Below are 16,009 nucleotides of genomic sequence, written 5' to 3'. Positions count from 1 at the left end.
CGACTACCCGCCCAGCACGCGGATCGGGTCGCTGCCGTCCCAGTTCGCGGCGGCGTCGCGGACGAACGCCGCCATACCGCTGGTGATCTCGGTCAGTTCCATGATCTCGATGATCTGTGCGACATGACCGGGAACGCCCGGTGGTTCGACGTAAGCGAAGCGGGTGCCGACGTCCTCGCCGCCCGACCACACCACCGGCCATCCCGCGTCAGCCACACTGCGCATGGTGGCATCGAAATCGCTTGCCCAGTACGCGAACTGGTGGAAGCCCTCGCCGTGGGCGTCGAGGAACTCGGTGAAGACGCTCGGCGCCTCGCTGTGCTGCTGGATCAGCTCCATCTGCATATCGCCGCTGTTGCTCAGCGCCAGCGACTGGGTGATCTCACACGGCTCGCCGCGGTAGCGGGCGCTCAGCGCCAGATTCCGCATGACGAACCAGGGCCCGACACCGAGCTCGAGCCAACTCGCGATCGCTCGGTCGATATCGGTGACGACATAACCGATCTGACGGATCGGACCGGGAAGAATCCTCATCACACCTCCGGATGAACCACAATGCGCGGCGGCCCGAGCCCTTTGCGCACCTGATCGATGGCCTCGGGCACCTCGTCGAGACCGATCGTCGCCCCGATGCTCGGCGATGGGTCGAGGCGGCCGTCGACGACCGCGTCGAGCGTGCCGTACCAGTCCTGCGGGTGGGGTCCCCCGCCGAACTGGATCGTCACGCCCTTGTGCGTGGCAGCGGTGCAGTCGATGGTGCCCGCGTCGTACCACCCGCCCGCGGCGTGCACTCGCGCCAGGAATTCGCAGTTGTCGACAATCGTCTGCATCAACCCGTGGGCGCCCACACACTCGAGGATCACCTGTGTGGTCTGAAAACTGTTGGCGCGAAACGTCTCCCGCCACACCTCGTAGGGGTCGCGCTGCGCCGGGTTGACGAGCACGTCGGCGCCGAATTCGGCGGCGTAGCGCAGACGGTCGTCGATGTAGTCCGACACCACGATCGGGGCGACGCCGCGCGCCTTGAGCGCGGCGACCGTGGACAGGCCGATGGCGCCCGCGCCGATGACCAGGGGAAGATCGCCCGGCCCCACACCCGAGCACCGTACGTAGTACTCCCCGACCGCGAACGCGTCGACCAGCGCGACCGCGTCGTTCGGCGCGCCGTCGGGCACGCGTCGCGACATCATCTCCGACACCACCATCAGCTCTCCGAACGCGCCGTGGGCGTCGGGATGGTGACCGATCACCAGTGGCTCCTGGCCCGCGCGGATCAGGATCGGCATGCTGGTGACCCGTGTTCCGACCGGGAAGTCGCCCGAGCAGTCGGGTCCGTGACCCACCACTTCACCGACGAATTCGTGGCCCATCACGGTGTCGCGGTCCGGATCCCATAGGAACCGGGGCGACGAATTCGGATGGTCCATGTAGTGCACATCCGAAGCGCAGATCGCCGCCGCCAGCGGTTTGATCAGCAGCTCCCCAGGGCCGGGTTCGGGATCGGCCGTCTCGCGGACGTCGAGCTTTCCGTCGCGCAACACCACCGCTCGCATCTCAGCCCTTTCTCTTGGCGGCGAAATCGGTTGAGGCCGCGCTGATCATCTCGACCAGAGTGCGCCGGTCGACCGTCCAGACCTGAGATGCCATGGCGCGGTTGTTCTCGCCGACGACGTAGGTGGGCCCGTTGCCGATGTTCGCGATGATCTCGGCGGCGACGTCCTGCGAGCGCATCTGCGTCTGCGGGTCGTACTCGACACCCATCCGGGCCAGCGCCGGGGTGTAGGTCATGCCGAGCGGCGTGCAGCAGACGTCCACGCCGTGCGGCCCCAGCTCCGCCCACAGTCCCTCGGCGAAGGTGTGTTGGAACGCCTTCACCGCCGAATACACGGCCAGCGTCGCCGATCCGGCCAGGCAGGCCAGTGACGCGACGATCACGATGCCGCCGCGGCCGCGCTCGGTCATGGCGGGTCCGAAGTGGCGGGCCAGCGCCATCGGCCCGACGCAGTCCAGCGCGACCTGTTTGAGCGAGTACTCGAGGTCGTTCTCCAGGAACGTCGTCGTGCGGTCCGAGGCGCCGGCGTTGTAGACGACCAGCCCCACCTCGAGGCCAGCGGTTGCGGTGGCGACCTTGGCCACCATGTCGGGGGCGGTCAGATCCTGCACGAGAACATGCACCTGGACGCCGTGCCGATCACGCGTCGCCGCGGCGACCTGGTCGAGCAGAGCCCCGTTGCGCGCGATCACGACGAGATTGAGCCCGCGCGAAGCCAATTGGTCCGCCATCTCGGCGCCGATGCCCTCCGACGCCCCCGCGATCACCGCCCACGGCCCATACCGCGCGGCGAACCCGGTGCTCACTGCGCCACGCCGGCCGCGCTCATCACTCGCGCGATGTTGGTGGTCCGCTTCACGATCCGCCAACCGTCCGGAGTCTGAACGAGCTCGTCGTCGTAGTGACCGAGCGCGTCTATCCAACTCCCGTCGTCGTCGGGCACGGCCTTGAGCACGGCGTGCACATAGGACCGCGCCGTGGCCCGGTCGGCCTTGATGTCGACGACGATGTTGGAGATGCGGTGATACGTCTGCCCCATGCCGCCGTGGATCTGCTCCATCAGCGTGGTGAAGGCGTCGGCGTCGGTGAAAGTCCCCAGATCGCCGTAGTCGATGTTGACCTCATCGGCCCAGCACGTGCGGAACAGCTTCCAGTCTTTGAAGTCGATTCCGGTGGCGTAACGAATCAGGATCTCGGCGATCTGCGCTTTGTCGGCGTCCACATCGGGGAGGCTAGCAGCGAGTTGACCGCTTGACGACCCCGGTTCTCTCTAGACGAGAACGTCATTTCCAGTTATCGTCGGCGCGTGCCGACACAGCAAGTGGCGCTCGCGCCCGAAATCTCGACCTGGCCCGATGACAACCCGCAGCTGATCGGAAGCCGGTGCGGCGCGTGCGGCGCCACCGCCTTCCCGGTTCAGCAGCGCTGCCCCAGGTGCAGTGCCGGCGACATGTCCGAGCTCAAGCTGCCCCGGCGCGGCACGCTCGTCGCGTGGACGACGCAGGGGTTCCCGCCCGGCGCGCCGTACAAGGGCCCCACGGGCAACGACTTCGTGCCGTTCGGCGTCGGGTTGGTCCAGCTCGAGGACGTCATCCGCGTCGAGGGCCGTCTCACCGAGAACGACCCCGCCAAGCTCGAGTTCGGCATGGAGGTCGAGCTGACGATGGTGCCGTTCACCACCGACGACGACGGCAACGAGGTCGTCACCTTCGCCTTCAAGCCCGTCTAGACACAGGAGCACCGGAATGACAAACGACGTGGCGATCATCGGCGTGGGACTGCACCCGTTCGGCCGATTCCCGAAGACCGCGATGGAGATGGGCGCTGAGGCGATCCAGTCCGCACTCACCGACGCCGGCGTGGAATGGAAGGACATCCAGTTCGGCTTCGGCGGCAGTTACGAGGTGTCCAACCCCGACGCGGTGACCCGGCTCGTCGGGCTGACGGGCATCACCTTCACCAACGTCTTCAACGCGTGCGCCACCGCCGCCAGTGCGATCCAGCAGACCGCGGACACCATTCGCCTCGGCAAGTACGACATCGGGATCGCGATCGGCCTGGACAAGCACCCGCGCGGTGCGTTCACCGACGATCCCGCGAAACTCGCGCTGCCGCAGTGGTATGCCGAGAACGGCCAGTTCGTCACCACCAAGTTCTTCGGGATGAAGGCCAACCACTACCTTCACAAGCACGGCATCTCGCAGGCCACCCTGGCCAAGGTCGCGGCCAAGAACTTCCGCAACGGCGCGTTGAACCCGAACGCGTTCCGACGCAAGCCGATCCCCGAAGAGGAGATCCTCAGCTCGACGGTGCTGAACTATCCGCTGACGCAATACATGTTCTGTGCGCCCGACGAGGGCGCCGCGGCGGTGATCATGTGCCGCGGCGACATCGCGCACCGCTTCACCAAGAAGCCGGTCTACGTGCGCGCCACCGAGATTCGCACCCGACGCTTCGGCGCCTACGAGGTTCACGCGACGTCGGCGCCGCTCGACGAGGATGCCTCCCCGACCGTTTATGCCGCCAAGGCGGCGTATGAGGCGGCGGGCCTGGGACCGGAGGACGTCGACGTCGCACAGCTTCAGGACACCGACGCGGGTGCCGAGGTCATCCACATGGCCGAGACCGGCCTGTGCGCCGACGGCGAGCAGGAGAAGCTGCTCGCCGACGGCGCCACCGAGATCCACGGTTCGATACCGATCAACACCGACGGCGGGCTCATCGCCAACGGTGAGCCGATCGGGGCCTCCGGGTTGCGGCAGGTGCATGAACTGGTCCGGCAGTTGCGCGGCGAGGCCGGCGACCGTCAGGTCCCCGGCGAGCCGAAAGTGGGCCTGGCGCAGGTGTATGGCGCACCGGGCACCGCATCGGCGACGATCCTGTCGGTCTGATGCGGTTGGCGATTCGCGACCTGGGTCGCGCTCATCGTTCTAAGATCCGGAAATGATCTTCGGTCGCTCGGCCCGTATCGCTTTGCCGGCCCTCGTGGCGGCAACCGTGGTGACCGCCGGTGGCGTGCTGTCGGTCAGCGCGCCCGCGGTGGCGCAGGATCCCCCACCGCCGGTGCTGCACAACGTCAAGTACTCGGTGTTCTCCGAGCAGCCGTTCTACGTCGACATCTACTACCGCGACGTCGATCCGCCGAACTGGGCCGCCTACAGCCACAACCCGTACCAGTTCAGCCCGAAGGTCGAGGCGCAGGTCGGCCCGGACCAGCAGTGGAACCTCGACGTCCAGCTCGCCGATCCCGACCGGTGGGCGATGGTCGCAGCGACCAGCGGTGCCGGCGAGGCGAGGCCGAACGTCCACTGCGTGCTCGCGGTGGACGGCGTGGTGGTCGCCACCCATCAAGGACCCAAGGGTGCGCTCTGCTCGATCCGGAACTGGTGAGCCTCGTTCTCACCCCGCCGTGAGCGGTTCGCCCTCCAGGCGGCGAATCCACTTCTCGCAGAAGGCGAATGTCTCCGCGTGCCCGGTGGTCATGCCGAGTGCCCGCTCGACCACCAGCGCTTGGGACACGCTCGTCGCGAACACCGTCCACACCACCGGCGGAACCTCCTCGGCGTCGGCGCCGTAGCGTTCGAGGACCGACGCGATGGCCTTGTTCTGCTCCTCGCGGAAACGTTCGGCGTAGTAGATGATCTCGGCCCGTAGCGCCTTGCGGTGATTGGCCAGGCCCATGAACTCCATCGTGAGCCGGGTGGCCTCCGGTTGCGTGCTGAACCGCCACAGCGCCCACAGCGGCTGGGGCGACGCGAGTGCCTCGGTGAGCGCCTTCAGACCCGCCTCGGCCATGCGCCGGAAGACGGCGAGGAAGAGGTCCTCCATTGTCCGGAAGTAGTAGTGCACGAGCTGCGGCTTGAGCCCCGCCTTGTCGGCGACGCGTCGCGATGTCACCGCGGCGTAGCCCTCCTCGAGCAGCAATTGCTCGGCGGCATCCAGCAGCACGCCCCGGTTTTTCGCGTCTGGGGCCCCGATACGCCGCGTGGGCCCAGAAACGCCAGTCATTCGATCACTTCTCTTCCCGCCCTTCCGACACGCCGATCGTAGTGGCGCCCCGCCGTCCGATCTTGACCACGACCTTAACCCCATGCTAAGCAAGTGCTCAGCATATTCAGCCAGATTCACGAGCGGCAGCGTCCGCTCTCCATCACGCGGGACAGCGTCGACCCCTGGAGGGCTCACACACCATGACCACAGATTTCGATTCGGTTGACTACTTCACCGATCCCTCCCTCATCCCTGACCCGCACCCGTACTACGACCACATCCGCTCGAAGGATCCCGTCTGTTGTCCGATCAACAACGGCGTGCTCGCCGTCACCGGTTGGGAGGCCGCGAACAGCGTCTACAAGGACAGCGAGAACTATTCGTCCTGCGTCGCGGTCATGGGTCCGTTCACGCCGATACCGTTCACGCCCGAGGGCGACGACATCTGCGAACAACTCGAGAAGCACCGCACCGAGATTCCGTTGTTCGAGCACATGGTCACGATGGACCCGCCGCAGCACACCGATGCGCGCTCGATCCTGGCCCGGCTGCTGACCCCCAAGCGCCTCAAGGAGAACGAGGACTTCATGTGGCGGCTGGCCGACCGCCACATCGACGAATTCATCGCCGACGGCAAGTGTGAGTTCCTCGCCGCGTACGCAAAGCCGTTCTCGCTGTTGGTGGTTGCCGACCTGCTCGGCGTTCCCGAGGAGGACCACGACGACTTCCGCGAGGCATTCGGCGCCGAGCGCCCGGGTACGAACATCGGCGGACTCGACCACGAGGTGATCGCGACCAATCCGCTCGAGTGGGCGGATGAGAAGTTCGCGCGCTACATCGAGGAACGTCGTGAGAACCCACGCGACGATGTGCTCACCTCGATCGCCATCGCGAAGTATCCGGACGGCTCCACGCCCGAGGTCGTCGATGTGGTGCGTACAGCGACCTTCCTGTTCGCCGCCGGCCAGGAGACCACCGCGAAGCTGCTCGGCGCCGCGATGCGGGTGCTGTCCGACCGGCCCGACATCCAGCAGCAGTTGCGCGACGACCGAAGCCTGATCCCGGTGTTCATCGAGGAGTGCCTGCGGATGGACAGCCCGGTCAAGAGCGTGTTCCGGATGGCCCGCAAGACAACAACACTCGGCGACACCCCGGTGCCGGCGGGCACGACTGTGATGGTCAGCCCCGGGGCGGCCAACCGCGATCCCGAGCGGTTCGACAATCCCCACGAGTTCCAGTTGGACCGCAAGAACGTCCGCGAGCACATCGCGTTCAGCCGCGGTATCCATTCCTGCCCTGGTGCACCGCTGGCGCGTGTGGAGGGCCGCGTCTCGATCGAACGACTCCTCGACCGGTTGGGCGACATCACGGTCGACGAGGAGAAGCACGGATCGATCGACGACCGCCGGTACGTCTATGAGCCGACATTCATCCTGCGCGGGCTCACCGAGATCAACATCGAGTTCAAGCCGATCGGCTGAGCGTCACCACGGTCGCCGAAACTGCGGAGCGATCACACGATCCGCAGGTTCGGCGTTCCGTGTGCAGTCTCGGGCAGTCGGCGCGAGACTCTACAGATCCCCGCGCTCCCAGTAGCTGCGCCCGTCCTTGGAGACGCAGGTGAGGAAGAGACCGTCCGGCGCCTGAGCGACCTCGCCGTCCATCGACGGGCACAGATCGTTCTCGAGCTTGACGCCGTGCATCTCCGGCGAGCGGAACCAGCGCGGCTCGTAGCGGCGCGGAGAACCGCAGAACACCAGCCGGCCCCACGACGTCACGCCGAACGCGTAGTACGTCGTGTTGTTGCAGTAGGACCCCAGCACGACGCCCGGCTGGATACCCGGTGTGCAGTTGGGGCTGTTGCATTCGGCGCCCGGCGGCGGCAGCGGCGGCAACGGCGGCTGCGCCTCGGCGGTCGGCGCCGTGAGCATCAACGCGGGGGTAGCCAGGGCAGCAAACACTGCGGCGAGGGAACGCACGGGCACATTGTTCCATACGCGCACAAGGAAATTCTCCCTTTCGGAGAGGGCGGCTACCGACCGCGATAAGCTGCATTCATGCGTGGATTTGGCGTGGCCGCCGGAGCGGTCGCAATCGCTGTGGCCGGAAGTCTGAGCACCGCGACAGCGGCGCACGCCGACGATTTCGCCGACGACTATCAAGTCGCGCTCAACGGCACCTTTCGGGTGATGTCGGACGGGCAATGGGCGAAACGCGGTATGCGACCTGGTGGCGCCGACGTCTTCATCAAGCAGCAGACGGTCGAGCAGACCTGGACGATCAGCACGAGTTGTATCAGCCCGATCGAATGCAGCGGCACCGTGCAGAGTGATCTCGGCTGGACCGCTCCGATCCGGCTCGACGACCTCTGGTACGTCGACCACGATATCCCCAACTGGTTGCCGTGCCCCGACGGCAGCTTCGCACCTGGTCACCAGAAATTCATTCTGGTGGGCTGGGACCCCACCATCAATCAGCGGGTCAACCATAACGCCACCTTCCTGATGGGCCGCGATCAGACAAAGAGCCCGAGCGGTGCGTGCGGCGCCAATCAGCCCCTCGTGATCGAGATGCCTGTCAAGGTCCAGAAAATCTGACGTCCACCCACCTTCACGGAGCTTCCTGACCGGGGCGCTCCCCCGGTCAGGTCGGCATCAGGTCCTTCCACGACTTCGGCTCGTTGCTGGCAAGATTCGTCTGCCGCGGCAGCAAGCCATCGGGTGTCATGTACTGACCCGTCTCCGGATCGTAGTGGGCGACGGCCACCGACGGTCCCCCGGAAGCGTTGCCGCTGTGCGCACTTGGCGCAACGGGGGTCGCCCCACCCGCTGCAGGCGGCGCCGGGATCGGTGTGCCGTTGATCGAGTTGCCGGGCGGCGGAGGCGGTGCCACCGGATCCTGGATCGGTGCCGGCGCAGCAGCGGGTGCCGACGCCGAGCCATGTGGGGTCCCGCCGGCCACCGGCAGCGGTGGCGGCGGCATACCCGGTGGCGTTCCCGCGGGGGCCGCACCGGGAGGCAGCGGAGTGCCCTCCACCGGTGCGTAAAGCCGCTCGGAGAAGTCCACCCGGTCGTCGGGCGGGATCCCCTGGGATATCAAATTCGGGTCGATCGGGTACGCACCGAGGGTGTGCTGACGCAAGGCCAACGGCTGATAGCCCTTGGGGTCGTTGCACAATTCGACGGTCGGCGCCCGTTTACCCGGATGCTCCATGCACGGGTAGTTGCGCGCACCACGCACCGCGATCGGCGAATCCTGCGGCAACTTGCAGTAGAGCCCGTCTGGGGTGTCGATGGACGTGGTGTCCTCCGGCGAGCGCCAACTCGACGGAGGCAGGAACCCGACGGTGCAGGGCGTTGGGTCGCTGATGGTGAGCGCGAAGTCGCCCATCGGGAGGCCGGTGGGGTTGTTCTGCGGAAGCCCGAACGACTGCTGTGCGGCGATGATGCCCGGGAAGATGACCAGCAATTGCTCCAGCGACGGATTGTAGGTGAGCAGAGTCTGGCCCACCGTGGTGAGATTCGCCAGCAGGATCGGCAGCGTCGGCTTGATCTGGTTCAGCAGCGTCGAAACCTCCTGCGCGAAGCCGGGCCCCTGCTGAAGCAGCGTCCGGATCTGCGGATCGTTCTGCTGAAGCTGACCGGTCACTCCCGCAAGGCTTTTCGCCCAGGTGCGGATCTGCTCGGTGGTCTCGGCCTGCGATTCCAGTAGCGGCCCGCTGTCATCGATGAGCCCGCGGGTCTGGTCGGAGACGGTGTTGGCCTCGGCGCTGATCTTGGCCGCAGAGTCCACCAGGGATTGGAAATCGGGACCGGCCCCGTTGAACGCCTTGAACGACTCGTCGAGCAGGTCGGCGATCCGGTCTGACGGGATGCTGCCGATCAGTCGGTTGAGTCCCTCCAGTACCGGGCCGATCTCTTGCGGAATGATGGTGTCCGCGACAGGAATTCGCGACCCGTTCTGCAAGTAAGGCCCGGAGTCGGTACGCGGCCGCAGGTCGACGTATTGCTCGCCGACGGCGGAGACACTGCGCACTTCGGCCTGTAAATCTGCGGGAACCTTCGGCGATGTGTCGAGCGACAGCGTGGCCTCGGCCCCGTTTTCGGTCAGGGCCACGTCGGTGACCTTGCCGATCTGCACACCGCGGTACGTGACGTTGCCGAAGCGATAGAGGCCACCCGCGGCGGGCAGTTCCATCTTCACCGTCAACCGGCCGACGCCGAGCAAGGTCGGCACCTGCATGTAGACGAACAGCATCACCGTCACACCCACGATCGACGCGATCGTGAAGATGATCAACTGGTTTCGTACGAAGCGCGTCAGCATCAGCCACCCCCTCCCGGGGTCGGTTGGGGTTGCACGGGCGGCGCCGCTGGGACCGGTGGCGTCGGGGCTTCAGCCCCGTACGGACCCGCGAAGACCTCCGATGTGGTGGTCGCCTGCGACAGCCACGGCGCTGCCGGCGGTGGCGGCGCCACCGGCAACAGCGGTTGCGCCACCGGAGGCGGCGCCGCGGGCGCGGGCGTGCCTTCGGCAGGCGGCCCGGTCGGCGGCGGGGCAACCCCGAGCGACATCGGGCTGTAGGAGTAATTGAGGTAGTACGGGTCCCCGGGGGCCGGTATCAATCTCGCGTTCTCGTCGCCCCACCGGGTGCCGAGCAGAAGCGTCCGCTTGAGCCGGGGGTACGTGAGATCGAAGCTCGCATAGAGGTTGATGTAATCCCCGCGGGTGATCCGATCGGCGAAGGTCGGACCGTACGGGAACGCGGTCGCCCACAGCAGTGCGAGATTCAGGTCGGGTCCGATGTCGGCAAGCGCGCCGAGCGCGGGCCCGAGGTTCTCCAGATCCTTGACCAGGTCGTCGCCGGCATCGTTGACCAGGCCGGCCGCGGTGTCCCCGAACTGGCCGAGCTTCTCCAGCGCGGCGGTCAGATTCGGCCGTTCCTTGATAAGGACGTCGAGCGCCGGCGGAATCTCTTTGAGTGCGCGGTCGATCTTGTCCCGCTGACCGGCGAATGTGCCCGCGACGCGGTTGAGTTGCTGGATCGAGGCGATGATGTTGTCGCGCTGGCTGTCGAGCACGCCGACGAAATTGTCGAGCCTGGTCAGCAATTCGCGAATCTGCGGTTCACGTCCGTTCAAGGCGGTGTTGAAGTTGTGGATGACGTCGCCGATCTGCCCGAGTCCGCCGCCGTTGACCACGGTGGCCAACGAGGACAGTGTCCGCTCGGTCGACGGATAGGTCGACGAGTCGCTCAGCGGGATCGTGGCACCGGCTGCGAGCCGGCCCTCCGGCTTTTCGCCCAGCGGCGGATTGAGGGCCAGGTGCATCGAGCCGAGCAGGCTTGTCTGCCCGACGGTGGCGACCGCGTTGGCCGGCACCGTCACGTCGGGTTTGACCGAGATCTCGACGTCGGCATGCCAGTTGTCGACCGTCATTTTGCGGACGCTGCCGACCACGACGTCGTCGATCAGCACCGGCGAGTTCGCCTCCAGCGTCGCGACATTCGCTACCTGGACATGGTAGGTAGCGGCGTCCGGGCCGCGGCCGACCGCGCCGGGCAGCGGCAGTGAATTCACACCTTGGAACGAGCAGCCGGTCACCAGTAGCGCCAGGGCGGACCCGGCGACCGACCATCTCTTCACGGTTCGGCGGATCATCGTGGCGGCGCCCCTTCTGCAGGCAACAGGGGTGTGTTCGGCGCGACCGGCGCGGGTGACGGCGGAAGCAGCATGCCCTCCACGGACTTCGGCGGTTCCGGTTGCGCGGGCAGGTTGCTCAACACGTTGGGCGGCCCGGGTATCGGCGCGCCGGGGAAAAGCGCCGGGGACGGGATCGCGGGCGCATCGGGCCCACCGCCGGTGTACAACCCCGGCGGGCCGGGCGGTTGGTTCCAGCCGGGAGGCGGCGGTACATCGCCCACACCGGTGTAGGCCGACACTGTGGGGGGCGGTTCTGGCGGGTCACCCGGGCCGGCGCCCCCTGGCGCGAGTTTCGGATCGGTGATGATCTGCCGGTCCGGGGTGACCGCGGGCCGCAGGTAGGCATTGATCGGCAATGGAACGTTGTTGACGTTGAGCAGTCGCAGCGCCGGGCCGAGGTATTGCGCGCACAGCTTCGCGGTCTCGGGTGCGGTGACGTTCGCGACTGCCCCGACCATGCCGCAGATCATCTGCACCGGGTTGTTGAAGTTGACCAACGCGAATGCACCGGTGACCGATCCGCCGTTGGGATAGAAGATGTTCTGGAAGTTCGCGATCGCGTTCGGTGTGATGTGCAGGACATTCTCGAACGCCAACTTGTGGTCGACCAGGATCTGAGTGAGGCTGCCGAGTCGCTGAATCTGCTCGGATGTCTGGTCCCGGGTGCCGACGACGAAGCGCTGCACCTCTCCGATCGCCGTCGAGAGATTCGACAGCGCCGCATCCAGGTCGGACCTACTGTTGTCGAGGACGCTGGAAAGCGTCGCCAACCGGTTCTCGAACATCACGATCTGCTGCTTGCTGTCGCGCAGCGCTGAGACGAAGGTCTGCAGATTCTTGATGATGTCGACGATGTTCCCGCTGCCTTCGGCGAAAGTCCTTGCCACACCAGATAGTTGGGCCAGCGTCTGACGCAGCTTGTCGCCGTTGCCGCCCATCGCGTTCGCCGCGCTGTCGATGAACCGCGACACCGAGGTATCCGACACACCGGTCTGCGGTCCCAATTCATCGGAAAGCCGCATCAACTGGGTCTTGACCTCGTCCCACTCCACGGGCACCGCGGTCCGGTCACTGGGGATGACCGCCCCGTTCTTCATCGTCGGCCCGTCGCCGTTGCGGTACGCCGGAGTGAGTTGCACGTAACGTGCCGCCACCAGATTCTGCGCAACGATCACGGCCTTGGCGTCGGCCGGAACCGGCACGCCACGATCGACTTTGAGGGTCATCTTGGTTTGGGTGCCCTCGGGTGTGATCGACTCGATGGTGCCGACCTGGACACCGGACACCCGCACCTCGTCGCCGGGGTAGATGGCGGTCGCGGTCGGAAAGTACGCGGTGATCGTGGTCGGCCCGAAGAACACCTGGCGCACCAGGAAGGCCGCGCCGGCGATCAGACCGATGGCCAGCAGGATCGCTGTGCTGACCACCAGGCGCTTACGGGTTGCCATCATCGGGAAGATCTCCTGGCTGCGGAATTCCGTTGAACGGGAACGGCAATTCGGCCCGCGGGCCGGCCTGGTCCGGCGGTTGGCCTGCATTCATGCCGCGCCGGAACCCGAATGCGTAATCGAGGAACGGCTGCAGAATCTGACCGAAGATCAGGTTGGGCACGAGCGCGTTGTAGTAGGCGCCGTTGGCGACGATCTCGCCCTGCGTGAGGTAGTACTTGGCCGCGCCGGGCAACATCTTGGCGAGGTTGTCTCGGTTCTTCTCCAGCATCGCTATGACCGTGTTCAAGTCCTTCAGCGCCGGCGCGAGTTCCGCCTCGTTGTCGGCCACGATGCCGGTCAGCTCCTGCGACACCGCCGAGGTGGCGCGCAGCAGGCTGGTGATCGCGTAGCGGCGCTCGTTGAGCACGGCGAGCAGATCGTTGGAGTTGAGGATCAGCTCGTTGACCTGCCGACTGCGCTCGGCGAAGATACCGGTGACGTCGCCGGCGGTCCGAAGGAGTTCGGCCAGGCTTTCGTTGCGGTTGTTCAACGACTTGGACACCCGTGACAGGCCGTCGAACGTCGGACCCAATTGCGGCGCAACCTGATCCAGGGTGGCCGCAAGGGTGTCCAACGACTGGTTGAGAGTCTGGGTGTTCGTGTCGGCGGTGTTGGCGGTCAGCTCGCTGACCGCGTCGGTCAACGAATACGGCGACGACGTTCGCGATGTGGGGATCGGCTTGGTGCGGTCCAGGTTGCCGCTTCCGTCGGACTCCAGCGCCAGCACGCGCTCACCGAGCAACGTCCCGGTGCGGATGTGGGCGGTGGTGTCGGAACCGAGCGCGTACTTCCCGTCGATGGTGAAGCCGACCAGCGCATCGCCGTTCACCAACTCCACCGACGAGACCGAACCCACCTTGATACCGGACACCGTGACGTCGTTACCGGTCGTGATCCCGCCCGCCTCGGTGAACAGCGCCTCGTAGCGCAGCGAGGTCGCCCAGGAGATGAGCCGTTCCGGCTGCAGGCCGATCGTGATGACGAGGACGATGAGGACAACGCCGATGAAACCCGCCCTCATCAGCTGCGCACCGCGGTACTTGAGCATTACTCGTCCACGCACCTTCCCGTTTCTTGGCGGATCCACGGGAACACCACGGTGCGGCCCTCCAGGTCGCTCGCCCGGAACGTGACACCGCAGATGTAGTACGGGAAGAACGCCCCGTACGAGCCGACGCGCGCGAGCTTGCGGTAGATCTCGGGCAGGCGCTGGATCGTCGCGTCGAGGCGATCCAGGTCGTTGTTGACGAACGGGGCCAACCGGGCCAACTGGTCGACCGTGTTGTTCAACGGTGCCCGCCCGCGGCTGAGAAGGTCTGCGAGCGAGGTGGTTCCGTTGTCCAGGGATTCGATCGCGGTGCCGATCGGGTCACGGTCGGCGGACAGTCCCTCGATGAGTTGGCTGAGCCTGTCGATCGCGCCGGTGAATTCGTCACCGTCCTTGGACAGGGTGTCGAGCGTGTCGCGCAGGCTGTCGATCAACTGCTCGACGATCTGATTGTTGTCCGCCAGAGAATTGGTGAACGACGACGACTTCGAAAGCAGTGATTCCAGGGTACCGCCCTGGCCTTGCAGGATCTGGATCAGCGAGTTGGTGAGCCCGTTGACATCCTCTGGATTCAGGCCCTGGATAACGGGTTTGAGGCCGCCGAGCAGCAAGTCGAGGTCGAGCGCGGGTGCGGTGCGGTCGGCCGGTATCTGGGCGCCGGCCGGCAGGATACGGGCCGAGTCAGGCGTATCGATCAGTTCCAGGTAGCGGTCGCCGACCAGGTTGAGATAGCGGATCGCAGCCTTGGTGCCGGTAGTGAGCTTGGTGTTGCGGTCGGCGTCGAACTTGACCAGGACCTTCCTGTCGGCCTGCAGCGACACGTTCTTCACCGTGCCGACCCTGATACCGGCGATCCGCACGCTGTCGCCCGCCTTCAGCCGCGACGCATCGACGAAGACGGCCGAATATCCGTCTGTCGAACCGGTTCTCGACTCGCTGAAGACCACGAACAAGAATGCGGTCAGCACCATCATGACCACTCCGAAGATGCTGAATTTGATCAGCGTGCCCGTTGAACGCGTCATCCTGGCATCCCAATCTGCGCGGTGTTGCGCGGCGGCCCGGGCAGCGGCCCGAACAGCCAGTTCTTGAGGCCCTCGGAGTTCAGCAGAATGCCCGCGTTGCCGTACTGGTTCGGGTTGGTTCCGACGTCACCGACGATCATCGGCGGCACGAACTCCGGCGGCAGTTCCGGCAGCCCCAATTCCGTGCAGTAGTCACGGCCCCCGCTCTTGGCGGCGACCTTCGGCAAGTCACGCGGATAGCGATAGCGCTCGACGCCGAGCGTCAAACCCGCGTTGACGATGACGCCGGAGTACTGCGGCCCGGACTTCGAGAACGGAACGAGTCCGCCGATTCCGCACCACAACGAGGCCTTGTTCCTGTTGAGCAGTTCGGCGGTCGGCACCAGGAGGTGTGTTACGTCGGTCAGGCCCTGCCGATTTCCACCGATCACGTCGTTGCCGATATCGGCCAAACCTATTGCGCTGATCAAGAACTCGTCGAGGTTGTCCTGCTGGTCGACGATCGAATTGCTGACCTCCGTCGTGTTCTCGATTGTCGACAGCAGGTCCTGGGACCCGTCACCGTACGCGGTGAACGCCGGCACCGCCGCCTCGATGTCGTGCGCAAGGTTCGGCAGGCTCGGTTCGATCTTCGCCAGCAGGGCGTTGAAATCCTCCAGCGTCTGACCGAACTTCTCGCCCCGCCCGTTGAAGGCGGACGCGATCGCACCGAGTGTCTGGTTGAGCTTGGCCGGGTCGATCTTGTCGAGGACCTGAACCAGTTGCTGGAACACGGTATTGACCTCGACGGTCACATGCTTGCTTTGGATGACCTGCCCGGCGCGAAGTCGGTCCGCCGACGGGTCCGTCGGCGCGTTCATCTGGACGAACTTCGCGCCGAAGACGGTCGTCGAGGTGATGTCTACGTCGACGTTGCCCGGTATGAGCCGCAGCGCGGACCGATCCATCGCCAGGTGAAGCGCGGCGGTGCCGTCGGGACGCTCCTCGATCTTCTCGACCTGACCAACCTGGACGCCCCGCATCTTCACCTTGGCGTCGGGGTTCATCACCAGGCCCGCGCGGTCCGAAATCACCGTCACCGGAACGGTATCGGCCCAGTCCCCGCGGAACAGGCTGATGGCCAGGGCGATGATCAGGCCGATGGCCACGATCAAGCCCAGACCCGTCAGGGGGCGAACGACACTGCTCTTCATCGGCGCGAC

General features: G+C 65.9%; 17 protein-coding genes. 5 read left to right on the top strand and 12 right to left on the bottom strand.

Features of this window, described 5'->3' with window-relative positions; all coding sequences use genetic code 11:
- Positions 1-3: 3 nt before the first annotated feature.
- From AAHH99_RS18855 to AAHH99_RS18840, 4 genes are read right to left on the bottom strand one after another with little or no spacing between them, the layout of a single operon-like run.
- Positions 4-534: a VOC family protein gene (locus tag AAHH99_RS18855; RefSeq protein ID WP_418770043.1), complete on the bottom strand. Its 531-nt coding sequence runs from the start codon at positions 532-534 to the stop codon at positions 4-6.
- Complete coding sequence (locus tag AAHH99_RS18850; protein WP_418770042.1) at positions 534-1,553, bottom strand: zinc-binding dehydrogenase; 1,020 nt, start codon at positions 1,551-1,553, stop codon at positions 534-536. The genes AAHH99_RS18855 and AAHH99_RS18850 overlap by 1 nt, the downstream gene beginning before the upstream one ends.
- A gap of 1 nt (position 1,554) precedes the next feature.
- Complete coding sequence (locus AAHH99_RS18845) at positions 1,555-2,358, bottom strand: SDR family NAD(P)-dependent oxidoreductase (RefSeq protein ID WP_418770041.1); 804 nt, start codon at positions 2,356-2,358, stop codon at positions 1,555-1,557.
- Complete coding sequence (locus tag AAHH99_RS18840; protein WP_064414693.1) at positions 2,355-2,774, bottom strand: nuclear transport factor 2 family protein; 420 nt, start codon at positions 2,772-2,774, stop codon at positions 2,355-2,357. The genes AAHH99_RS18845 and AAHH99_RS18840 overlap by 4 nt, the downstream gene beginning before the upstream one ends.
- Positions 2,775-2,858: 84 nt before the next feature.
- On the opposite strand from AAHH99_RS18840, the gene AAHH99_RS18835 reads away from it, so the two are divergent.
- The 3 genes from AAHH99_RS18835 to AAHH99_RS18825 are packed head-to-tail and all read left to right on the top strand — an operon-like array spanning position 2,859 to position 4,942.
- Complete coding sequence (locus AAHH99_RS18835) at positions 2,859-3,281, top strand: Zn-ribbon domain-containing OB-fold protein (RefSeq protein WP_064414694.1); 423 nt, start codon at positions 2,859-2,861, stop codon at positions 3,279-3,281.
- 16 nt (positions 3,282-3,297) lie between these two features.
- A complete protein-coding gene (locus tag AAHH99_RS18830; protein WP_064414695.1) occupies positions 3,298-4,443 on the top strand; it encodes a thiolase family protein in 1,146 nt (381 codons plus the stop codon).
- Between the two features lie 52 nt (positions 4,444-4,495).
- Positions 4,496-4,942 (top strand): hypothetical protein, encoded by a 447-nt coding sequence (locus AAHH99_RS18825; protein ID WP_064414696.1) that lies wholly within the window; start codon positions 4,496-4,498, stop codon positions 4,940-4,942.
- A gap of 9 nt (positions 4,943-4,951) precedes the next feature.
- Here AAHH99_RS18825 and AAHH99_RS18820 read toward each other — a convergent pair whose 3' ends face one another.
- On the bottom strand, positions 4,952-5,560 hold the full coding sequence (locus AAHH99_RS18820; RefSeq protein WP_064414697.1) for a TetR/AcrR family transcriptional regulator: 609 nt from the start codon (positions 5,558-5,560) through the stop codon (positions 4,952-4,954).
- A 182-nt stretch (positions 5,561-5,742) separates the two neighbouring features.
- Between AAHH99_RS18820 and AAHH99_RS18815 the strand changes: the two genes are divergently transcribed.
- Complete coding sequence (locus tag AAHH99_RS18815; RefSeq protein ID WP_064414698.1) at positions 5,743-7,023, top strand: cytochrome P450; 1,281 nt, start codon at positions 5,743-5,745, stop codon at positions 7,021-7,023.
- Positions 7,024-7,113: 90 nt separating this feature from the next.
- Here AAHH99_RS18815 and AAHH99_RS18810 read toward each other — a convergent pair whose 3' ends face one another.
- Positions 7,114-7,521: a hypothetical protein gene (locus AAHH99_RS18810; protein ID WP_064414715.1), complete on the bottom strand. Its 408-nt coding sequence runs from the start codon at positions 7,519-7,521 to the stop codon at positions 7,114-7,116.
- Positions 7,522-7,614: 93 nt separating this feature from the next.
- Between AAHH99_RS18810 and AAHH99_RS18805 the strand changes: the two genes are divergently transcribed.
- Positions 7,615-8,139: a hypothetical protein gene (locus tag AAHH99_RS18805; protein WP_231967455.1), complete on the top strand. Its 525-nt coding sequence runs from the start codon at positions 7,615-7,617 to the stop codon at positions 8,137-8,139.
- 46 nt (positions 8,140-8,185) lie between these two features.
- On the opposite strand, the gene AAHH99_RS18800 is transcribed toward AAHH99_RS18805, so the two are convergent.
- From AAHH99_RS18800 to AAHH99_RS18775, 6 genes are read right to left on the bottom strand one after another with little or no spacing between them, the layout of a single operon-like run.
- Positions 8,186-9,868 (bottom strand): MCE family protein, encoded by a 1,683-nt coding sequence (locus tag AAHH99_RS18800; protein WP_418770040.1) that lies wholly within the window; start codon positions 9,866-9,868, stop codon positions 8,186-8,188.
- The gene (locus AAHH99_RS18795) at positions 9,868-11,202 is read right to left on the bottom strand and encodes an MCE family protein (protein WP_067083614.1); all 1,335 of its coding nucleotides are present in this window, start codon (positions 11,200-11,202) and stop codon (positions 9,868-9,870) included. Before AAHH99_RS18795 ends, AAHH99_RS18800 begins: the two co-directional genes overlap by 1 nt.
- The gene (locus AAHH99_RS18790; RefSeq protein WP_067083615.1) at positions 11,199-12,695 is read right to left on the bottom strand and encodes an MCE family protein; all 1,497 of its coding nucleotides are present in this window, start codon (positions 12,693-12,695) and stop codon (positions 11,199-11,201) included. The genes AAHH99_RS18795 and AAHH99_RS18790 overlap by 4 nt, the downstream gene beginning before the upstream one ends.
- Positions 12,679-13,782, bottom strand: a complete 1,104-nt coding sequence (locus AAHH99_RS18785; RefSeq protein WP_064414703.1) for an MCE family protein — start codon at positions 13,780-13,782, stop codon at positions 12,679-12,681. The genes AAHH99_RS18790 and AAHH99_RS18785 overlap by 17 nt, the downstream gene beginning before the upstream one ends.
- Positions 13,782-14,807 (bottom strand): MCE family protein, encoded by a 1,026-nt coding sequence (locus AAHH99_RS18780; RefSeq protein ID WP_067083617.1) that lies wholly within the window; start codon positions 14,805-14,807, stop codon positions 13,782-13,784. Before AAHH99_RS18780 ends, AAHH99_RS18785 begins: the two co-directional genes overlap by 1 nt.
- Positions 14,804-16,000, bottom strand: coding sequence for an MCE family protein (locus AAHH99_RS18775; RefSeq protein ID WP_067083619.1), 1,197 nt, complete (start codon positions 15,998-16,000; stop codon positions 14,804-14,806). Before AAHH99_RS18775 ends, AAHH99_RS18780 begins: the two co-directional genes overlap by 4 nt.
- Positions 16,001-16,009: the final 9 nt, after the last annotated feature.

Origin of the sequence: Mycobacterium neumannii, assembly GCF_048452905.1 — a bacterium.
GTDB classification, from domain to species: Bacteria; Actinomycetota; Actinomycetes; order Mycobacteriales; family Mycobacteriaceae; genus Mycobacterium; species Mycobacterium neumannii_B.
The sequence above is the reverse complement of the archived record's forward strand: the minus strand, read 5'-3'. Positions and strand labels throughout refer to the sequence as shown.